Consider the following 20345-nt stretch of genomic DNA (forward strand, 5'->3'; position numbering starts at 1 on the left):
TGCCTCAAAGGAGGTGAAAACGATGTGAGACAGGAGGATTTCAGGACATGACACAACCGAATGATTATGATGTTTTACAAAAAGAAATCGCAGAGATCAAAGCAGATCAAAAAACACAAGATCAGCGGATCACTACTCTCGAAAGAACGACTGACAGACATGACCAGCAGATTATCTCTATCAATGAAAAGCTGAACAAGATCGAGGAAAACACAACTTGGATCAAGCGCAGCATCACCGGCGCGATCATTACAGCGGTTAGCACCGGCATCATTGGCGGCGCAATCGCTGTTTTTTATAATCTACTGCAGAAATAAGGAGGAAAACACAATATGAAAAACTTTGATAAAGGCACGGTCGTCCGGACGGTGCTTCTTTTTATTGCATTGGTAAACCAGACATTGATCATGTTTGGAAAGGCAGCTTTGCCGGTCAGTGAGGACCAGGTCAATACGCTGGCCGACGCTTTGTATTTAACTTGCTCTACGATTTTTACAATCGTCACGACGTTGGTCGCTTGGTTTAAAAACAACTATGTCACCGGTAAAGGTAAACAGCAAAAAGAAGTGTTAAAACAAAAAGGATTAACAAAATGAGGTTGCCGTCTGGCAGCCTTTTTTATTTAAAACAAAATAGGAGGGGTTCAAATGGTTAAAGTCGTGAAAAACTTTGTGAAAGTCAATCAATATACCCGGCCAGGGCTGAAGTTGGCGGGAGTGAAAGGGATTGTTATGCACTATACGGCGACGCCGGGCGCTTCTGCATTGAATGAGAGGGATTACTTCAATGGCACATGTATAGCCATTAAACGCAAAGCTTCAGCTCATTATTTTGTGGACCGTAAAGAAGCGCAGCACATCATTCCTGAAAATGAAGTCGCGTACCATGCACATGATAAAAACCGCTGTTATGTGAGTTTTCTTCAACCGAACGCCAACACAAAATCAATCAGCGTTGAAATGTGTGTCGAAAAAGACGGCAGGATTCACAGTGAAACGGTTCAGAATGCCGCTGAATTGGTTGCCGACCTGTGCAAGCGTTACGGTCTTTCTACGAACAAAATCGTCCGCCATTACGATGTAACAAACAAAATTTGTCCGGCACCGTGGGTGAGCGATTCCAGCCAGTTGGCGGCATTCAGGAAAAAAGTTGATGCTCTGCTTGGAAATAAAACTGTGTCAAAGACAACATCACCCACGAGCCAGTCAAGCAAATCCACAGGGACTATCCTGAAAAAAGGATCGTCCGGTTCCAAAGTCAAGTCGCTGCAGAAACGATTGATTGCCGCTGGTTTCTCTCTACCGAAGTATGGGGCCGATGGCTCGTATGGCAATGAGACGGTGCAGGCCGTCAAAGCTCTGCAAAAGAAAGCGGGTATCGCGGTGGATGGAATTTACGGACCGGCTACAGAAAAGGCTCTCGCAGGTATTGAAGCGAAAAAGAAAAAGTCGTCCTCAAGCAGCAAAAAATCATCCTACCCGCTGCCGTCTGGCATCTATAAGGTAAAAAGCCCACTGATGAAAGGGACAGGCGTCCGACAGATTCAAGAGGCTCTAGCTGCCCTCTATTTCTATCCAGACAAAGGAGCGAAGAATAACGGCATAGATGGTTATTACGGGCCGAAAACGGCGAACGCAGTCAAACGGTTCCAGCTTATGAACGGGCTGTCTGCTGATGGAATTTACGGACCGAAAACGAAAGCGAAATTGGAATCATTTTGATTCAAAAAAACCAGCCCTTTAGAAAAGGGCCGGTTTTTATTAGAGTTTTCCCCATATAGATTTTCCACCAGTATGTCCGGTTTTTTGATGGATAGTTTTATTTACTAGCTGAAGCTTTCCAGTGTCTTGGTGATGATGCCAAACATAACCTCTAGGTGTCTTGCCCATCATAATATCTCCTCTTTGTGCTGAATTAAATTTTTTAGCGTGTTTCGGTGACCTAATTGCAATTCTTAAAGATTCATTTGCGTATTTAAATTGAGTTTTGTTGCTTGATTTTATTAAAAGTTTCGGAAGCGTATAAGTGTACTTTGAATTGAAGACTGGAAAGCCCTTTGGATTGAAAAATATACCGGTTTTAGGGTGTTTTTTATTGGCCAATTTTCCGTTTTTAACTCTTATGTTTTTGGTTGTCTTTTTCAAATATTGTTTAACAAAAAGTTTACCGCCAATCCTTGAAACAATCGCAGTTGCGGGAGGGATCAGCCATACATATTGAACTTGAGCAATGTCTTCATTTTTCCCTATGTCGTCTGGAATTGGTGAATGTTCTGTTTCAATAATTTCATTGCTTTCATCATGAAAAATGTCATCAGAAACTGTTTCTAACTCTTCATCTGTGATATCGTCTTCAAGTTCACCCTGGTATACAGGGTAGTTTTCCCAGCCCTCATAATACTTAGATTCCTCAAAGTCAGAATAATCTTCATATGTAGACTCTATGTAGTTATTGTATTCCTCATCTTCAGGAAGGGAAGTGTCTTCGTTTGAAGTCTGTGATGTTTGTTCTGTGGAGTAGACTTGATGAGGGGATTCAGCTTTAGCGAATTCCGGTAAAATAAATGAAACCAAAAGCAGAAGGGGGACAACAGCGCATAAAAATTGTCTCGTTTTCTTCATAATTACTCCTTTATAGTATTATTTGGTAACATAACCATAATACTATAAAAATAGAAAAAAACAACACGAATGTTGTTTTTTAAAAAAAATCTTTTATTTGTGAAAGGAGTATATCTAAAATTGAGTCATTCAGTTTTTCAAGCGTAGCCACGATTTCCTTAACCAATAGACTTGTTTCTTCATTATCAAATGTTAAATTTTTATGGTAAGAAATGATTGTTTCTAAAGCACTGGCTAGTTCTATTGCAGTTGCACGATTGGCATTTGCCGAACTTTCTTTTATTTTGGTAAGCAGCCATTTTAGATCTTCAAAACTTTGAATAGGGTATAAAGTAACCCTGTGTAGCTCTATATCTATATTTTTATTTAGGATGTTTTCAGCTTCTTCTTTTGTAATTGCATCTGGATGATCAGGTGTAATATAAGAAAGTTCATAGTCCTCAGGATTAATTCCCTGTAAGTTTTCAATATCATCAATATCAACCGAATCATCTGTGTATAGTTTAGAGAGAAATTCCCCGAATGAATCTGCTAATCTAAAATTTTCTTGTAGCTCTGAATCAAAGTAATGAACAGGTGGATTTTCTTTTGTATCTCTATAGTCTAAAGCAACCCAAGTATGGCCATCCCCATGAATTAGAATAAGGTTGTCAGGCAATCCCCATTCTTTAATTAAATACTGGCTTTCAAGAATTCCTTCTTTTTTTCCTAAGCCTAATAAATAGTCAAATTCAATATGATCCTTTGCCCAGGAAGTAGGCCGATCAGTAGGGAAAGCATTATAATTGATGTATCCACCATTTTGTTGAAGAATAAGCTCTTTATACTCCTTCGGGAGTATTACACCTAACTTTTTTTCAGCTTTCAGAATATCCTTCTCTGTTACTTTCTTCAAAGTGTATGGATCCTCATCCTCGTACATCCAAAAATCTTTCAAGCTAGATACCTCCTCATCATTCGCTATCAATATCATTATAAATGCAATGGGGCAAACCTAAAAGGACTTATTAGAAGAAACATCATTATTTGGTATATATGCCATATATTGATTATGAGCTAAAGAGACTTTAATGTCATGCCACATTACAGGAAAAAGTTAGATCTGTTCAATCCCTACGACATCCTCAAATTTAATGAAATTGGTGTCTCCTTTGAATCCACGACATGGAAAGTTTTCTGTTGCTGATTTATGTAATGAATATGACCCTCTATTTGAACGGTCTCCACTATTCCAGGGCCGCGACTTTATTGCGGTCAAACGCCAGCTGATGCACGGGCTGTCTGCCGATGGAATTTGCGGGCCAAAACGAAGGCGAAACTTGAAGCGTTGTTGAAGTAATATAAAAAGGCCCTCTATAAAAAGAGGGCTAACTGTTATTCGTTACTGTCCAATTCCCATACTGTCTGACCATCTACTAAAATTTTATTTGGAGGATCATCATAAAGGGAGATTTCAACCAAGGAGCTTTCCCCTTGCCTTAACCAATCATATACACTGCCTTCGTTATTAGTAGGGTGGGATATAATGTTATTCACTCTAAACGCAACTGCATAATATTCTGTGTAATTGATATCGTCATCTTCTAATCCATTATCTGTTTCGTAAAGTGTGTCTGGATTTCCGATAATTTTTAATCCATTTTTCCATTCTAATCGCAGTTCTTTACCACCATATTCATCTAATGTTTTTATTAAAGAGTTATATTCCATGAGTATCAATCCTTTTCTTATGGTTCTAATGGTTTTGCAGGAACTATATGAGCACCGTCTTTTGAATAATGTATTGTTCCCCTGGTAGTTTCAATATATTTACCAGTTTTCATGTCATATGCTTTACCTATTTTTTGGCCGAAGTCAACAACTTCCCTTCCCTTCCTTGGGAATTCTCCCGTGCCAGCATATTTATCAAGCAACTCTTGAGCTTTTTTATTATCCCCATAGAAGATACTCTTGGTTCTGCCATTTGCAATTTCTTGTTTATAATTTGGTGTTCCAGGAATATGTTTTTCTTGAGCTCCTGGTTTAACTTTTGCAGGGAAACCATTTACTTCACGGTACGGACCTTTTGGAACGGATTGTTTGCCGTAGGAAGGGGTTTTATCTACCTTCGCAACTTTCTTTCCAGCTTCTTCACCTTTAAATAACTTGAAGCCGCGCTTTCCGTACTTAAATGCCTTTCCGAAAGGTGTGACACTCAATCCGGCCATCAAACGATCACCATTATCTTTAACGATTTCGCCTGTCGCAAGGTCGTATCCAAACGCTGCTCTTACTGCATCATACACACCTGTAAATTCCATCGCTGTATCGAAATATTTAGCAAAGTCGCTTTTTTCCACATTCTCTGGAAGGGTGTAGGCGGGTTCTATCTTGACGATTGTATCACCATCTATGTATGCCCGGTAAAGCGTATCGTTAAATACTCTATAATCTTTTTTCAGTTCATTCAATTCCTCTTGGGTGTACTCTTTCTTGGAAACCTTTTGTGTCGCCAATTTTTTTAATCGATCTGGATCGGCGAGAGTGTTTACGTCCGCATCTTCTTTGTCTCCGACTTTTTTCAGCATGGCACCCATCGCTGTTTCTTGATTTCCACTCAAGGTATCCATCTCATCCGGCTTTAAAATCGCGCCTTTTTGATAACCGGTGATTTCAATTTTAGGGCCGGTATACATCTTTTCGAGCCGCGCCATGTATCTCTGCATCGTCTCAAGGTCGTTTTCAGCCGTTTTGAGGGCGTTGGTTTGCTCGCGGTCAAAAGCATGCAGCTTTTCAAGTGTTGTGCTGATTTCCTTTAACGCTTTCTGATTTTGCTCATGAAAACCGCTATCATTCAAATCCGGTAAATCAACGATATGACTGACTTTTGCGATCGTGGCGTTGGTCTTAGAAACCAAATTTTTTGTTGTTCGATCAGCGGCATTTAAGCCATTCTCCAACTCGTGTTCGAGAAAGGACTGTGAAATAAATCCGTTATGGTTGGGTTCCAGAGAATTTAGCGCGCTTTTCATTTTCTTCAGCGTGGAACTGTATTCCTCTATGAAAGCATCATAGAACTGTAGAAAAGGGGTGTGACATTCCTCGTAAAAGGCGCGGATCGCGTCGCCGCCTTTTCCTTTTAAAGCATCATCAAGTGATGTGATCCCTTCAACGGCCTTTTTGACTTTGGCGAATTCGTCTGATTGTTGTTTTAATTGTTCGAGCGTTTGATCAATTGCATTGTGCAGCGCTTGAACATCCAGCGTCTTCATGGCATTCTCCTCTAATCCTTTTCGTTAAATCAGTATAAAGTTTACCACTATACGGAAACCAATTGGGGAAAAAATCCTGTGGATCTCTGAAAATGAATCATAATGATTAGGTCAAAAAACCCAAAAGATAGTGTCGTTAGATTGTTGTTGTCAAGAATTGATGTTTTCTGTAAAATGATTACCATGAAGAAAAAGGAAATAACTTTGATTGATTTTTCTGAAAAATTACAATCTTGAGAGAAAGGAAGAGGATATGTGAGCGTCATACCTTATGATTTAGTTGCGACAAAAATGAATTTTTGGTACACCGCTTTAAAAAACAATTGGCCTGGTCAGGCAGAAGATACTAGAAAAGAAGTTGAAAAAGAAATAGCTCAAATGGAAGAGAACCAAGACGTGCTTGTCTATTATAACTTATTGAAGTTTCGGCATAATCTTCAGTTTGATTACATGTACTCTGATCCAGGTGCGAATTTAGATGCACGCTTTGATGAATTTAAGAAAATTAGGGATCAGAATAATCTAGAAGGAATGTTGGAGTATTATTATCAATTCTTTGCAGGGATGTACCATTTTAGACAAAAGGAATTGATACTAGCACTGAATTTTTATAGAAATGCTGAGAAACAACTTGATACTTTTGAGTGCGACGAATTGGAGAAAGCCGAATTTTATTTCAAAGCATCAGAAGTGTATTATCATATGAAACAAACGTTTTTTTCGATGAATTATGCCACCCGTGCATATAATATATACAAAAAATATGACACATACGGAGAACGTAGAGTCCAATGTCAGTTCATTTTAACGGGGAATTTAATTGACAAAATGTATCCAGAAAAAGCATTAATCAATTTACATAAAGCGCTTGAGGAATCAAATGATATCGGTGCTGATCATTTAATTGGCTCATCGCATTTGAATCTTGGAATATGTTATAATCAGCTTGAAGAACTTGAAAAGTCATCCAATCATCTCAAAAAAGCCCTGGAAGTGTATAAAGAGGGAAATCACAGCTTTATACCGAAAACTTTGTTTAACCTTGCCCATGTTAAAGCAAAGCAGGCTGAATGGAGAGCAGTCGATGACCTTTATTTTGAGGGGAAAGAATTGGCTGAAAAAAATCGCAACACATACGATCTTGCAAAACTTGAAATGCTAAAGGGGCTTTATTTGATTCATGATGTAGACTTAATCAGGGAGTCCTTTAAGTTCTTCAAAGACAATGGTCTGTATGCTGATATGGAAGACTATGGTGTCATCGCTGCAGAAGTTTTAGAGGGTAAAGAAAAAGTTCGCGATGCCTGTGAGTTCTACCGAATTGCATACGACGGAAGAAGACAAATTCAAAGGAGTGGGATTGTAGATGAAATCTAAGGTATTGATTTGTGCTGTTCTTTTATTAAGTGCAGTTGGCGTGATTGGTTCCTCATACATCCAAGCTGAAAATGCTTCTTATAAAGTTTCGGAGAGGTTAGCATCCTAATAACAAATAAACATTAATTAACTATTGAATGAATAATTAATTTGATATACATTCAGTACACATTTCATCATATCAATGGTAAAAGAAGAAAAGCCCTTCACATTTTCCGAAGGGCTTATTTCAATTCCACCCCAACAATAGCCTCAAATTTAATAAGAGTCGTGTCTCCTTTTGAATCCACGACAAGAAACATCTTGCGGATCTGATTTATGTAATGGATATGGCCCTCTATTTGAGCAGTCTCCCCGATTTCCAGTCCGCGACTTTGTTGCGGTCAAACGATTCTAGGTGATGAACGGTTTGACCGCCAATGGTATTTACGGGCCGAAGACGCGGGCAAAGTTGAATGACCTCTTAAATTAATCTTTGACCACTTTTTGACCTTCTTTATAGTATCTTTTCTGATTGCCTGAGATTTAATCACCGAATAAACCAAGAAATAAATCTGGTTGAGATCATGACGAATTCCGGGTGATTTAAAGGGTATGAAACGGAGGGAATGATTCGTTTTTTTAACGGTTTTTGTATTTAAAATGAGCGTTAAGCTGGCCTTCGAGCATTTTCTTTCTGAGCTGCTGGTCGTTTTTTAGCCTTTGTTCTTTTTTGCGCATATCTTTGAGGATTTCTGCGGTCTGAACACCGTCTTCCCGCTTGTTTGCGATTTCCATCAGCCGTTCGACGTCAGCAAAGGAATATTTGCGCGTGCCTCTTGTAGAGCGCTGCGGATAGATCAGCTTGCGTTCTTCGTAATAGCGGATCTGCCTGACCGACAGACCCGTCAGCTCGCTGACAATGCCAATTGAAATCACTTTTTTATCTTTATAAGAAAGATCTTCGACTGTCATTTTCCCACCCCTAAGATGACTTTTTTTGTATTATATAAGAAAACGCGCGAAAAAACCTGACATCTGTCAGAAAATCTAACATTGTTGAAAAAATTTTTAAAAAATCACGGAAGAAAAGTTTACAGGAACCATGCAAGGGGTAAAAGTGTTTTGTATGCTGTAGGTACAGACTTTTGAGGGGGGAATCGTTGGATGAAGGAACACAAAGCAGTCTTACTCGCCAAAGAAATCGTTGCCTTAGACAATAAGAGAGACGAATTGCTCGAGACATTGATGAACCTTGCCGGCAAGGATGCGTTTCCGCTGCTGAGGGCGGTGCAGAACGGCTTTTATCAAAAGTCCTCTTAAATTCCGGAAGGGGAGTAAAAGCGAACTTTACACGGCCTTAAAGCTTGGTTAATAAATAAGGTCTATTCTTATAGTATACAATACGCGAAAATGAAAGGAGAAGATCATGAGCAGATTGTTAAAAAACGCTTTGGAAAAGGAAAGAAACCATTACTTGAAAAAACTGATCTCACTCGGTGAGCATAATCGGGAAGTTTTGCAGAGGATGACGATTACGGAGCTCAGAAATGAATATTTTTATTTTTTCCGGAAAAATAAAGCCCGTGTTCAAAATCGGCCATTTTGAAAAAACGGGCTTCTTTTTAATATCTAAAAAAAAATAAGCAGGAGTTTTCTTTCGGATAACGAAAATATATACATATAGAATATGGGAAAAGCATGACCCTTTCTTTTTCTACATTTGTAAGGGTTTTCATTTCCCGGGTTCATTTTAAGAAAATAGTATAAGAGGTAGATGATATGAGACTTTCGTTTAATGAGGAAGAAGTTCACCGTGCTATGTCGCTGTACAAGGTTTTTGCCAGGGCTTTTAAAAGCGTTTCAGAACATAGTATTCGGGACAGCAAGGAACACGGCTTTAATCCTACAGAATTTGCTGTATTGGAGCTTTTGTATACGAGGGGAGCCCAAAAGCTGCAGCAAATCGGCTCGAGGCTGCTCCTTGTAAGCGGGAACGTAACCTATGTGATCGACAAACTGGAAAAAAACGGTTTCATCAAACGAGAGCAGGACCCGAAAGATAAACGGTCTGTCTATGCGAATTTGACGGAGAAGGGAAAGGCATATCTCGATGAGATTTATCCGATCCACTCCCTGAGAATTGCGAGGGCTTTTTCAGGCTTGACAAAGGAGGAACAGGAGCAGCTGATGGTCCTTCTGAAAAAAGCCGGAATCCACAGCCAGCACCTATTGTTTCGCTGAAAAAGTCAGTTTTCCGAACGGTTGTTTTCTTTTAAGTGATCGAGAATAGCTTTGATCTGTTTGTCCTGGGGCTGTCTGAAGAAGCTTTCGAAAGGGCATCCGAGTTCCTTTGTGCGTTTGACGACAGCCTCCATCGTAAAATTTAAGGGTGACAAGTCTGAATGGACTTCATCCCAAAACAGCGGTGCGGCCACTGTGCCAAGCTCATTGCCTCTTGTGGAATACGGGCAGATGATCGTTTTTCCCGGGGCATGCTGCACATAGTCAATATAGAGCTTTCCGCCCCTGTTTTTGATCAGGCGTTCGGTTGTGAACAGATCGGGAAAAAGCGAGACGCAATAAGAAGCCGCAAAGCTTGTGAAAAGGCGGGTTTCTTCATAAGTAAAGGCGTTTTTTGAAATCGGAATATAGATTTGTATCCCTTTATTTCCCGACAGCTTTGGAAAAGATAAGAGGCCGAGCTGATCAAATAAACGGTGCAGCTCTTTCGCGGCTCTGACGGCCAGCGGAAACTCCGACTTTGAAGGCGGATCAAGATCGAAAACGATTTCGGTCGGATGGGCCGTATCCACCGTTTGAAAAGGGATATGGAACTCCAACGCAAGCTGATTGGCAAGCCACAGCAGAACCGAATAATCGCTGCAGATGATATGCTCGTGCTCGTCATCCCGAATGGACGTGATAAATTCGGGTGCGTAGTCGGGCTTGTTTTTTTGAAAAAAAGACTCTCCGCCGGAACCGTGCGGATAACGGATAACGGTAAGCGCCCGATTGTCGAGAAACGGAAGCAGAAAATCGCCGATTTCATTAAGGTATCCGATGTAATCCGCTTTTGTTTTATCGCTTTTAGGAAAGATGACTTTATCAAGGCTTGTCAGCTGCAAATCGGGATGGACGTTTCTTGAATGAAGCAGCAGGCGGTTGTAAGTGCAATTTTCCCATGCCATGTCAAATTCAAATGAAACAAACGACACCTCGCGCAATGTCCCGTAATGAATCGTTAAGTAATGGACCGTCATGCAAATCGACGGATCAATGGTATATTCACCGGGTTTTGTTTCGGTTCCGTATTGCTTGACGATCGAAAGAATGGCGTTTCTTTCCTGTTCTCCGAGTCCGTGGGAAACCGAACCGACTTCCTTGATTTGACCGCGGTCATAGACGGCGATTGTCAAATAACGGTTTGCCATGTTGTAGCCTGTCATAAATACAGCAGCTTTTTTGTAGTTTTTGAGTTTGAGCCATTCGGCCGTTTTTTTATTTTCAGCCCAGCGGCTGTCTTTTTTCTTCGCGACAATTCCCTCGCCGTCAAACCTTTTAACAGCCTTCCAAAGGTCGTGGAAATCAGAAGTGTCAGGGATGTATTGAATTCGAGCGTGAGCCATCGGATCGGGAGCCATCGGCAGGCCGAGCTCTTTCATCAGGTCGAAAAGCATGCGTTTTCGTTCGGTATAGGGGAGCGAGGTTAAACTTTCTCCGTTAAAAACCAGTAAATCAAAAGCCAAGTACTGGCACGGTTTCTTTGCGGCTGCTTGTGCAATCAACTCGGCCTTTTTGCTCAAACCCCTTTTTTGGACATATTCAAATCGGGAACGAAAACGGTTTGTCAACGACACAATTTCCCCGTCAATCGTGATCGGCAAGTGTTCTTTGAGAGTTTCGATCATGCTTTTTGCAAATTCCGAAATTTCCGGAAATGTGTTTTCGAGCGGCTGTGAGTTTCTGCTGATGAGCGAAACTTCGCCGGTCGCAGCAATCTTTAAAAGACCCCGATACCCGTCATATTTGACTTCATACCGCCAATTGCCGCCTGAGGGAGCTGATGTAGTCAATACAGGCTGCATCGTAATTCCCATTTTTTATTTTGCCTCTGAAGCTTTTTTGCGCGACGTTTTTTTCTTTTTCTCAGCTGTTCCTTTTGCTGCAGGCGCTTTCGCCGCTTCCCGGTCAGGCCCTTTTGTCCGTTCGATGCTGGCTTGGAGAGCGCTCACGAGATCGATTACATCCTCGCGCGGAGCGGCGGCCCCGGCATTTGGCGTGACACCTTCATTATGGTCGATTTTCTCTTTGATTTTATCCATCAGCGCGATTCTGTACGTATCTTCATATTGTTCAGGCGCAAATGTCGTTGTCAGCTCGTCTATTAATGAAATCGCGGTTTGCAGCTCTTTTTCGTTGACTGCGGTTTCTTCCGGAACACCGGGTACGTGGGCTGCGTTTCGGACCTCATCAGGGTAGTGGATGGACTCCATTAAAATGCAGTTTTCGTAGACGCGAAGAATGGCGAGCTGTTTTTTTGAGCGGATGGTCATATGGGCGATCCCGATCTTTTCTGTTTTTCTGAGCGCTTCGCGCAAAAGTGAGTACGCTTTTACACCGTTATCTCCCGGTCCGACGAAATATGAACGGTTGAAATAGATGGGATCGATTTCCTTTAGCTGCACAAAATCAACAATTTCGACGGCCTTGTCTTCCTGCTCTTCTTTGAGCTGCTTCAGCTCATCGTCCGATAAGACGACGTATTTGCCTTTAACATATTCGTAGCCCTTGACGATGTCGTCGGGCGCGATTTCCTGATGGCAGTTTGTGCACTTTTTTTCATACTGAATCGGGGCGCGGCATTCTTTATGAAGCGACCTTAATTTAATATCCTTATCCTCTGTCGCTGCAAACAGTTTAATGGGGATATTGACAAGGCCAAAGCTGATAGAGCCTTTCCACATCGTATGCATCGGTTCGGTTCAACTCCTTTTCTTTTATTGATGCCTCTCTGCAGATTGTTTCATGAATAGCAACTTATGGATGACAGAGGAAAAAAGCATCCGGGCTGAAGCCCGGATGCTTGCGGCGGTACAAGTTTGGAGCCGTTCTTCTTGAAGGAAGCCTTAGTTCAGCTCGATTTCCTTCTGGAAAGACGGTCTGTTCTTTCTGGCGAGGGAAGACGAGAAGTACCGATATCTGCTTACGCTCTTGTACTTTGCGGCGTACATAGCCATGTCGGCTTTTCTCATCAGCTCATCGCCGTCTGTTCCATCGTCCGGAGAAACGGCGATTCCGATGCTGACGGATGTTTTGAGGCGATGCTCTTTAATGCGAAAAGGCGTTTCAAACTGACTGATCAATTGCCTGGTCAGCTGATCGATCCCTTGTAAAGGAGCGACAATGATAAATTCATCGCCGCCCAGCCGGGCGATAAAGCCTTCATTGGGCACACAGTGCGCCAAACGCTGTGCAGCAGCCACCAGCAGCAGGTCCCCGACGTCGTGGCCTAGGGCGTCATTAAACACTTTGAAACGGTTTAAATCCAAAAACAACACGGCCGTCCCTGTCTCCTGCCGCTTTAGAACATTTGCCAGACGGTCGACTGCATACCTTCTGTTTGGCAAATCCGTCAACGCGTCATAGTGGGCCATTCTATGGATTTTGCGTTCTGCTTCACGCTGGTTTGTCATATCTTTGCATATGACATAAATGCTGTCAAGCTGCTTTCTGACATACACCGGTATCAGCGTCACATTTAAATCAAAGCGCTTTTCAGCTATCGCGATTGCCGTATCGCGGTTGATGGCCTGTTTTTCATTTTGGACTTGAAGGAACCAGCCGAGCAGCCTGTCATGATCCTCCTGCCGAAAAACGGAAGACAGGCGCTCGGGTTCAATTCCCATTTTTTCAAGAAGGCTGTATCCCGATGAATTGGCGGAAAGCAGCTTGCCTTCAAGCGAAAAAACATAGATCGGATCAATGTTGTGGTTGATCAAGGACTGGAACCGCTCCTCGTTATCTTTGACTTTTTCGATATGAAGCAGCAGGCGTTTGTCATTGAAGGCGCCGAAAATCAAGAAGCATTGAAGCATCAGGCTGACAAGCACGATCATAATGCCCAGTTCAACGGTATCGATTCCTTCATAGCCTGTGTCAACGCTGTCAGCCATGAAAAGCGTAGCTGCTGACATTCCTGTATAGTGCATGCCGGAAATCGCTCCGCCCATTAAAAGCGCGCTTCCGATTTTAATGAACAATATCCGAAAAGAACCGGTTTTTTTGGCGAATACAACTGACAGTTTTAAGGCAGCGAAGGAGGCAAAAATGGCGATTGCAAAAGAGGCGGCATAAAGAACGGGATGATAGACGATTGTCATATTTTCCATTGCTTCCATCCCGATAAAATGCATGGAGGCAATTGCGCATCCCATTGCAAGGGACCCGGCCGCCAGTCTTCCATTCGTCGGTTTTTTTTCATTCACCACATAAAATGAGATGAGCGAGCCTGCGAAAGCGGCAACAATCGACAACAAGACGAATTTCAAATCGTATTTCATTTCTTCTGCTGTCTGAAATGACACCATCCCGATAAAGTGCATAGACCAGATGCCAAGCCCCATCGTGAGGGAACCGGCCAAAAGCCATCCGATATTTTTCCTGCCTTTTGTATGTACGACCCGTTCAGATAAATCAAGGGCTGTATAAGCTGCCAAAACTGCAGTGAAATAGGATAATAGGACGAGCCATCCATTATATTCACCAAGAACTTCTGTCACTTTTTTCTCCGCCTTTTTGTACTTATGATGAAAAGTCTAAATAACTATACTGTATTGTGAAAGGCTAGACTGCCGTACTCTTAACCGTTGACATAAAAAAGCGGCAATAGCGCTAATTCCGGTATAATTCGTGAATTATACTATATATAATGAAATTCGCCAATAAAAAATGATATCCTCCTGTTCTTTTTAAGGAGGACTTCCCATTTTGCTCTTCAATTTTCTCGAATTGTGTTAAAATCATTTTTGTACGTTCTTTAGAACTTGAAATTATCAATCGTCAAAGGTTGTGGTCGATATCGAAGAGTTTATTTTATCAATGGCTGAGGCATTTAAAAGCCTCTCGTATTTAGGCATTTTCCTGGCGCTGTGCATCGAATTCGTGCCGGCTGAGATCGTTCTGCCGCTTGCCGGATACTGGGTGTATCAAGGAGATATGTCGATGTTCGGGGTCGTTGCAGCAGGTTCACTGGGAGGTGTCGCAGGCCCTCTGACGCTTTACTGGCTCGGGAGGTACGGGGGGCGGCCGTTTTTGGAACGCTACGGCAAATACTTCTTTATCAAGCCTGAAGCGCTTGAAAAATCGGACAGGTTTTTTGAAAAGCACGGCGGGTTTGTCGCATTCAGCGGCCGTTTTATACCTGGAATCAGAACGCTGATTTCCATTCCGTGCGGACTCGCGAAAATGAATGTGTGGGTATTTTGTATTTATACATTCCTCGCGATCACGCCGATTACGTTCGTCTATGTCTATTTAGGCTTTTACCTCGGCGAAAACTGGAGCAAGGTCGGCAGCCTATTGGACGGATACCTTCTTCCGGTCGGCATCGGGTTCATCGTTTTGTTCGTTCTTTACCTTTGGTTGAAGGGCAGGCGGAACAAAATCAAATCGCAAAGCGTTTCAGCCTTTATAAATAAAAATAAGGATTGACAGCCGTGCGCATATGAGGTTAATATTATCTTATAATTCAATATTTTCTTTTATCCCAAAGGGGAGTAGCGTCCGGATGTTTAACCGGAAACAAAGTCGTCAGTTCATGGATCTTCATCCATCGGCTTTGTTGGCATGTTTTAAATAATGATAACCATGTCTAGCAAGACCTTTGCCTAATGTTGGCAGAGGTCTTTTTTGTTTTCTGAAAATACCCTGCCGCATTAGCGGGAATAAGAGAAAGAGACAATCACTTAGGAGGAATTACAAAATGGATGCAGCATTATTACTTGAATATGGTTGGGTTCTTCTCATCCTAGTCGGGCTGGAAGGCATTTTGGCCGCGGACAATGCCCTCGTCATGGCGGTCATGGTTAAACACTTGCCTGAAAAAGACAGAAAAAAAGCGCTCTTCTACGGGTTGGCCGGCGCGTTTGTGATGAGGTTCGGCGCTTTGTTTGCGATCTCTTTCCTTGTCAATGTCTGGCAGTTGCAGGCGATCGGCGCCGTTTATCTGCTTTACATTTCCGTCCATCATATTTTGAAAACCCACGTTTTCAAAAAGGACGAAAAAGTGAAGGAGACGAAGCAAAGCGGTTTTTGGCCGACGGTTATCAAAGTTGAACTGGCAGACATCGCTTTTGCCGTCGACTCGATTTTAGCTGCGGTTGCGCTGGCTGTCACACTTCCGGCGACAAACCTGCCGCAAATCGGCGGGCTTGACGGCGGACAGTTCATGGTAATTTTAGCCGGCGGGATCATCGGATTGATTATTATGCGCTTTGCTGCAAGTCAATTTGTGAACTTGTTAAAGAAACGTCCGAGCCTGGAAACGGCTGCTTTTCTGATTGTCGGCTGGGTTGGTGTGAAACTGACGCTCTATACGCTCGCACACCCGCAAATCAATATCGTCTCTGAACATTTTATTCATTCAGGTACTTGGAAGTTCATCTTCTGGGCGGTGCTGATCGCCATTGCGCTCGGGGGATGGTTTATGACAAATCCGAACAAACACGAGAATAAAGCTGCTGAGGAGTAAACAGCTTTTCCCAGACTGCCGGTCTTTCACCGGCGGTCTTTTTTTGCCCGCACGAGGAAGAGCCGGGGAAGATGGCCCTAGATCAATCGAAATAAGATTTCATTTTATTAACAGCCATGTTACAAAAACGGCGGGAAAACCCCCTTAATCGTCAAACAGATCACGAATTGTTCTAGGAGATCAAACAAATGACTGTCACAATTGAAAAATTAGAAATGAATACCGCGTTTTCTCCTTTGCGAATCCCTATCAAATTAGCTATCATTAATGAGTAGTATAGGGAGGAACTGAGGTGAAACCAGTGCTTAGCCTTTTGTTTAAGACAGGAAAAAGGAAACAATCATTAGAAGAGTCTGTAATAAGCATACAAAAAGGAAATCAGCAGTTGCAAAACGAGCTTATCGATCAATATAAGCCTTTTGTGGCTAAAACGGTTTCATCCGTGTGCAAACGATATATAGATGAAAAAGATGATGAATTCAGCATCGGCTTGATTGCATTCAATGAAGCCATTGAAAAATATTCTTCAGATAAAGGAAATTCTCTGCTTGCATTTGCAGAGCTGATCATTAAGCGCAAAGTCATTGATTATATCAGAAAAGAAGCGAGAAATGCCCAGAACATCAATATGGACATGCAAGAAGGAGAAGAACAGGAATCCTCCCAAAGCATGATTGAAGCGGAGCTTTCCATTCATGAATTCAACCGCATGCTCGAACAGGAGCAAAGGCGGGAGGAGATTCTCCATTTTAAAGAAAGGCTTAAAAGTTTTGGCCTGTCTTTTTCCGATTTGCTGGAGCATTCCCCGAAACATACGGATGCAAGGCAAAACGCCATCAAAGTGGCATATACGCTTGTCGAACATGAAGAATTAAAAAAGATCTTGTTTGAAAAGAAGCAGCTTCCCGTCAAACAGCTTGAAAAGCTTGTGGCTGTCAGCAGAAAAACCGTAGAGAGAAACCGCAAATATATCATCGCTATGGCGATCATTATAACGGGCGATTATGTTTACCTTAAAGATTATCTAAAAGGGGTGCTCAATTCATGAGAAGAGGAATTATTGTAGAAAAAAATAAAAAATTCGTCACATTGCTAACCCCTGACGGACAATTTTTAAAAGCAAAGAGCACAGAGGAAGATTATGAAATCGGTCAGGAAATTGCTTTTCCCGCGGAGACGAGAATGTCGAGAAGGCGTGCGGGCTTTTTTGATCTGCTTTCGCTCCGTCCGCTGAAAGCCGGCGTTTTTTCAATCGCCGCGATCATGCTGCTCGCTTTCATGATCATCCCTGATGTTTTAAACAATAAAGCATACGCCTACATGACGATCGATATCAACCCAAGCTTTGAATTGACGCTCAACAAAAACTGTGAAGTTATCGATTTGGTGCCGCTGAACGAGGATGGGAAGGCCTTAATGGATAGTATAAAAAATTGGGAAAAGTCTGACTTTAAAGAAGTGATCAGTGAAATTGTCGAAGACAGCGATAAGAGCGGTTATGTCACCGAATCAAAAGAAGTGCTTATCGCCACAGTATACGAAAACAATGAAGATGACACGTATAAGGCGACGGTAAAAAGCGAAATCGATGATGTAGCGAAAAAATACGAGCAGCAGAATTATAAGATGGAAGCGGTGGAATCAGACCTTGATACGCGTGCAAAAGCCCAAAAAGAAGGCATCTCAACAGGCCGTTATATCCGTTCCCACAAAGATGAATTAGAAGACAAAAACAAAGATGATGACAATGAAAATAAAAAAGATGATCAAAATCAGGAAGAAAACACAGGAGAAAAGGAGAAAGCTGTGAAAGAAGAAGATCAGCCGGAACAGCATACGGATGATAAAGAAGCAGATACGGAAGATCATCCGGACGGCGAAAAACCTTCAGATGAAGATCAGTCTCAACCTGATCAAGAAATGGAAAAAGAAAAGGAGTCAAATTCCCCTAATACCAAAAACCCTCAGGAACATAACCATAATGACAAAGACGGTCAGCAGACGGAGGAAGGAACGCCAAAAAGCGGTTCCGGTTCAAATCAAGAGAGCTCTAAATCACCTCCTTACCAAAAGGAGAAAAAGCCTTCTGACCAAACGAATAAACAAGAATATCCGCCGAGCGGGCCCGGCGAATAATCCATAGGGTATTTATTTGTCATTATGCCCATTCAATTGAGCTTGTGCCTGCTGTACAAGTCGTTTTGTCATTTCCCCGCCTACAGATCCGTTTGAGCGAGCGACCGAGTCCGAGCCGAGCTGGACGCCGAACTCTTGGGCGATTTCGTATTTGAACTGGTCTAAAACCTGCTCTGCCCCGGGAACGAGGAGCTTATTCGTTCTTGCCATGCATTCTCAACTCCTTTTTCAATTGGTACTGCTTGTTTAGTTTGATTTGGACTGAGGCTTTTTATGCTGGCAATTGTTGAAGGGCAAAAAAACGCCTGGCAATTGGCAAGCCAGGCGCGCCGGTCGGCGATTATTTCATTTCATATTTTAAGAAGACGCTGTCAATCATGGAATGTGCGGTCGCCTGAATGTGCGAAGCGATGACGGACAGCACAGTGACTGCGGTGATGTCTCTCGCTTTGTTCCATTCGGGATCGGCCAGATCTTTATAAAAATCGCGGAGCTGTCCAGTCTGCTCAATGACGATTTTTTCAAGCGCCGATTTATTGAGCGTATAGTCTTTGATCTGGTACACATGATCAAGGACCCGCGCATACCCTTCATAAAAGCGCAGCGGACTCACTACATCATCGGAGCGGTCTGTAATCGTATTAAAAATCGTTGTTAAGATCGGACGGATCGTTTCGAAGTCATAAACCGATTTTAAGTCTCGTACAATGAGAAGGATGACGGCTTGGTCGATGGAATATTTTTTGCCGAGTTCCGGATGCCCCATCAAATCTTTTATATCGCGTTTGATCCAGTTTTGGATGGCTGTCGATTTTAAGGATGTCAGTTCGCACAAATTTCCAAGTTCAACAATTTCATTTGTGGAAAGTCCCTGTTCCGTTTTTTGTTTTTTCCGTTCGTACCGGGCAATGAATTCGGGGATGTCCAAATTGTCTTCCGGCTCATCGGGCGCCAAATCGGCCGATCTCAAAAGAATCGCTAGCGGACTGACATCCAGCTGCCCTTTTAAAGCGTACATCAGTTTGGCCATTTCCAGGCGAGTCAGTTTAAAAGGTTTCATCATTCCACCTCATTATGTATTAAAATGAAATAGCAAACAATATAAACATTATCTTACGTCTTATCACTTGCATTTTCAATTCTATGCCGTATAATTTTATTATACGAGTTCATTTGATCTTATTATAACATGGAGGTAATCATGGGAAAAAGAATCTTTCTCTTTCTTTTATCGAACATCTTAGTCATTACGACGATCGGTATCGTGCTTTCGATTATCGGTTCGCTGACAGGGGTAGGCACGTATTTCACGGCTAACGGCGGCATCGATATTGTTGCGCTTCTCGTATTTAGTGCAGTTGTCGGTTTTGTCGGCTCCTTTATGTCGCTCTTGATGTCAAGATGGATGGCGAAAATGGCGATGGGCGTTCAGGTGCTGAATCCTGATAAGCAAACGCTCAGCTATGAAGAACAGCAGCTCGTTGACCGGGTATATAAGCTGTCCCGCGCTGCCGGACTGACAAAGATGCCTGAAGTCGGCATCTACAATTCACGCGAAGTGAATGCCTTTGCGACCGGGCCGTCTAAAAACCGCTCGCTTGTCGCTGTATCGACGGGCCTTCTTCAGGAAATGGATGACGACGCAGTGGAAGGCGTACTTGCCCACGAAGTGGCGCATATTGCAAACGGCGATATGGTGACGATGACGCTCCTTCAAGGAATCGTCAATACGTTCGTTGTTTTCTTCGCAAGGATTGCGGCATGGGCTGTTTCACGCGTTGTCCGTGAAGAGCTGGCGCCGATCGTTCACTTTATCGCGGTCATCGTATTCCAAATTGTGTTCTCTATTCTCGGAAGCCTTGTCGTGTTTGCGTACTCCCGCCACCGCGAATATCATGCGGATAGAGGAGGAGCAGACCTTGCAGGCAAGGATAAGATGATTCACGCGCTCCGCTCGCTTGAGCAGTACACTTCAAGAGTCAAAGAAGAACAGGCATCTGTTGCAACTTTAAAAATCAACGGGAAAAAGCATACATCGCTTTTCTCAACACACCCTGATTTAAGCGACAGAATCCGCCGTCTGGAAGCAAAATAATAAAGATGCAAACCCCCTTTTTCAAGGGGGTTTGCTTTTTAAATTTAAAAATCGAAAAGCGGCTGTACATAATAGCATGTTTCCTTTAAAATGGAACACGTTATACACAAGATGCAACTTTTGAATATTGAAAA

The 20345-nt window shown here is 42.5% G+C and carries 20 protein-coding genes and 6 pseudogenes; 14 read left to right on the forward strand and 12 right to left on the reverse strand.

Going from position 1 to position 20345, the window contains the following annotated elements:
* Window positions 1-47: 47 nt before the first annotated feature.
* The 4 genes and pseudogenes from MKY62_RS07505 to MKY62_RS07520 all read left to right on the forward strand — a co-directional run.
* Window positions 48-317, forward strand: a complete 270-nt coding sequence (locus tag MKY62_RS07505) for a hemolysin XhlA family protein (RefSeq protein ID WP_003185322.1) — start codon at window positions 48-50, stop codon at window positions 315-317.
* Window positions 318-332: 15 nt separating this feature from the next.
* Window positions 333-596, forward strand: a complete 264-nt coding sequence (locus MKY62_RS07510; RefSeq protein ID WP_016886592.1) for a phage holin — start codon at window positions 333-335, stop codon at window positions 594-596.
* Window positions 597-731: 135 nt separating this feature from the next.
* A pseudogene (locus MKY62_RS07515) lies at window positions 732-1361 on the forward strand (N-acetylmuramoyl-L-alanine amidase); the annotation flags it as partial.
* Between the two features lie 111 nt (window positions 1362-1472).
* A pseudogene (locus MKY62_RS07520) lies at window positions 1473-1721 on the forward strand (peptidoglycan-binding domain-containing protein); the annotation flags it as partial.
* Window positions 1722-1760: 39 nt separating this feature from the next.
* Here MKY62_RS07520 and MKY62_RS07525 read toward each other — a convergent pair.
* The 5 genes and pseudogenes from MKY62_RS07525 to MKY62_RS07545 all read right to left on the reverse strand — a co-directional run bounded on the left by MKY62_RS07525 (window position 1761) and on the right by MKY62_RS07545 (window position 5872).
* Window positions 1761-2621: an HNH endonuclease gene (locus tag MKY62_RS07525; RefSeq protein WP_016886590.1), complete on the reverse strand. Its 861-nt coding sequence runs from the start codon at window positions 2619-2621 to the stop codon at window positions 1761-1763.
* A gap of 79 nt (window positions 2622-2700) precedes the next feature.
* Entirely contained in the window at window positions 2701-3558 is an 858-nt protein-coding gene (locus tag MKY62_RS07530; RefSeq protein ID WP_016886589.1) for an SMI1/KNR4 family protein, read from the reverse strand.
* Window positions 3559-3717: 159 nt separating this feature from the next.
* Window positions 3718-3845, reverse strand: a pseudogene (locus MKY62_RS07535) (YolD-like family protein); the annotation flags it as partial.
* Window positions 3846-3995: 150 nt separating this feature from the next.
* Complete coding sequence (locus MKY62_RS07540) at window positions 3996-4331, reverse strand: hypothetical protein (protein WP_016886588.1); 336 nt, start codon at window positions 4329-4331, stop codon at window positions 3996-3998.
* Window positions 4332-4348: 17 nt separating this feature from the next.
* Complete coding sequence (locus MKY62_RS07545) at window positions 4349-5872, reverse strand: T7SS effector LXG polymorphic toxin (RefSeq protein ID WP_016886587.1); 1524 nt, start codon at window positions 5870-5872, stop codon at window positions 4349-4351.
* A 255-nt stretch (window positions 5873-6127) separates the two neighbouring features.
* Between MKY62_RS07545 and MKY62_RS07550 the strand changes: the two genes are divergently transcribed.
* Entirely contained in the window at window positions 6128-7249 is a 1122-nt protein-coding gene (locus tag MKY62_RS07550) for a Rap family tetratricopeptide repeat protein (protein ID WP_016886586.1), read from the forward strand.
* Between the two features lie 224 nt (window positions 7250-7473).
* On the opposite strand, the pseudogene MKY62_RS07555 reads toward MKY62_RS07550, so the two are convergent.
* Window positions 7474-7617 (reverse strand): annotated as a pseudogene (locus MKY62_RS07555) (YolD-like family protein); the annotation flags it as partial.
* A gap of 11 nt (window positions 7618-7628) precedes the next feature.
* On the opposite strand from MKY62_RS07555, the pseudogene MKY62_RS07560 reads away from it, so the two are divergent.
* Window positions 7629-7721 (forward strand): annotated as a pseudogene (locus MKY62_RS07560) (N-acetylmuramoyl-L-alanine amidase); the annotation flags it as partial.
* A 149-nt stretch (window positions 7722-7870) separates the two neighbouring features.
* Here MKY62_RS07560 and MKY62_RS07565 read toward each other — a convergent pair.
* Entirely contained in the window at window positions 7871-8203 is a 333-nt protein-coding gene (locus MKY62_RS07565; protein ID WP_003181020.1) for a MerR family transcriptional regulator, read from the reverse strand.
* Window positions 8204-8395: 192 nt separating this feature from the next.
* On the opposite strand from MKY62_RS07565, the gene MKY62_RS07570 reads away from it, so the two are divergent.
* The 3 genes from MKY62_RS07570 (at window position 8396) to MKY62_RS07580 (ending at window position 9472) form a co-directional block, all read left to right on the forward strand.
* Window positions 8396-8551 carry a hypothetical protein gene (locus MKY62_RS07570; RefSeq protein WP_003181024.1) on the forward strand — a complete coding sequence of 52 codons (156 nt, stop codon included), beginning with the start codon at window positions 8396-8398 and terminating at the stop codon, window positions 8549-8551.
* A gap of 106 nt (window positions 8552-8657) precedes the next feature.
* Window positions 8658-8837 (forward strand): hypothetical protein, encoded by a 180-nt coding sequence (locus tag MKY62_RS07575; RefSeq protein WP_003181025.1) that lies wholly within the window; start codon window positions 8658-8660, stop codon window positions 8835-8837.
* 173 nt (window positions 8838-9010) lie between these two features.
* Window positions 9011-9472 carry a MarR family transcriptional regulator gene (locus MKY62_RS07580; RefSeq protein WP_003181027.1) on the forward strand — a complete coding sequence of 154 codons (462 nt, stop codon included), beginning with the start codon at window positions 9011-9013 and terminating at the stop codon, window positions 9470-9472.
* Between the two features lie 5 nt (window positions 9473-9477).
* Here the strand turns inward: MKY62_RS07580 and MKY62_RS07585 are convergent, their stop codons facing one another.
* The 3 genes from MKY62_RS07585 to MKY62_RS07595 form a co-directional block, all read right to left on the reverse strand.
* On the reverse strand, window positions 9478-11328 hold the full coding sequence (locus MKY62_RS07585) for a DNA ligase D (protein WP_003181029.1): 1851 nt from the start codon (window positions 11326-11328) through the stop codon (window positions 9478-9480).
* Window positions 11329-11331: 3 nt separating this feature from the next.
* Window positions 11332-12204 (reverse strand): Ku protein, encoded by an 873-nt coding sequence (locus MKY62_RS07590; protein WP_003181033.1) that lies wholly within the window; start codon window positions 12202-12204, stop codon window positions 11332-11334.
* Between the two features lie 153 nt (window positions 12205-12357).
* Window positions 12358-14010, reverse strand: coding sequence for a diguanylate cyclase (locus tag MKY62_RS07595; protein WP_003181035.1), 1653 nt, complete (start codon window positions 14008-14010; stop codon window positions 12358-12360).
* A gap of 289 nt (window positions 14011-14299) precedes the next feature.
* Here MKY62_RS07595 and MKY62_RS07600 point away from each other — a divergent pair, with 289 nt between their 5' ends.
* From MKY62_RS07600 to MKY62_RS07615, 4 genes and pseudogenes are all read left to right on the forward strand, one after another.
* Entirely contained in the window at window positions 14300-14941 is a 642-nt protein-coding gene (locus MKY62_RS07600; RefSeq protein WP_003181037.1) for a DedA family protein, read from the forward strand.
* A 147-nt stretch (window positions 14942-15088) separates the two neighbouring features.
* A pseudogene (locus MKY62_RS07605) lies at window positions 15089-15980 on the forward strand (TerC family protein).
* A 292-nt stretch (window positions 15981-16272) separates the two neighbouring features.
* The gene (gene sigI, locus MKY62_RS07610) at window positions 16273-17028 is read left to right on the forward strand and encodes an RNA polymerase sigma factor SigI (protein WP_009328616.1); all 756 of its coding nucleotides are present in this window, start codon (window positions 16273-16275) and stop codon (window positions 17026-17028) included.
* On the forward strand, window positions 17025-18116 hold the full coding sequence (locus tag MKY62_RS07615) for an anti-sigma factor domain-containing protein (protein WP_003181042.1): 1092 nt from the start codon (window positions 17025-17027) through the stop codon (window positions 18114-18116). The genes sigI and MKY62_RS07615 overlap by 4 nt, the downstream gene beginning before the upstream one ends.
* Before the next feature lie 12 nt (window positions 18117-18128).
* Here the strand turns inward: MKY62_RS07615 and MKY62_RS07620 are convergent, their stop codons facing one another.
* Both MKY62_RS07620 and MKY62_RS07625 read right to left on the reverse strand, forming a co-directional pair.
* Window positions 18129-18326: an alpha/beta-type small acid-soluble spore protein gene (locus MKY62_RS07620; protein WP_003181044.1), complete on the reverse strand. Its 198-nt coding sequence runs from the start codon at window positions 18324-18326 to the stop codon at window positions 18129-18131.
* Window positions 18327-18456: 130 nt separating this feature from the next.
* Window positions 18457-19176, reverse strand: coding sequence for a DUF1836 domain-containing protein (locus tag MKY62_RS07625; RefSeq protein ID WP_003181046.1), 720 nt, complete (start codon window positions 19174-19176; stop codon window positions 18457-18459).
* A 141-nt stretch (window positions 19177-19317) separates the two neighbouring features.
* Between MKY62_RS07625 and htpX the strand changes: the two genes are divergently transcribed.
* The gene (htpX, locus tag MKY62_RS07630) at window positions 19318-20211 is read left to right on the forward strand and encodes a protease HtpX (RefSeq protein WP_003181048.1); all 894 of its coding nucleotides are present in this window, start codon (window positions 19318-19320) and stop codon (window positions 20209-20211) included.
* The last annotated feature ends 134 nt before the right edge of the window (window positions 20212-20345 follow it).

The sequence above is a fragment of the Bacillus sp. FSL R7-0646 genome, from assembly GCF_037969865.1.
GTDB lineage: Bacteria > Bacillota > Bacilli > Bacillales > Bacillaceae > Bacillus > Bacillus licheniformis.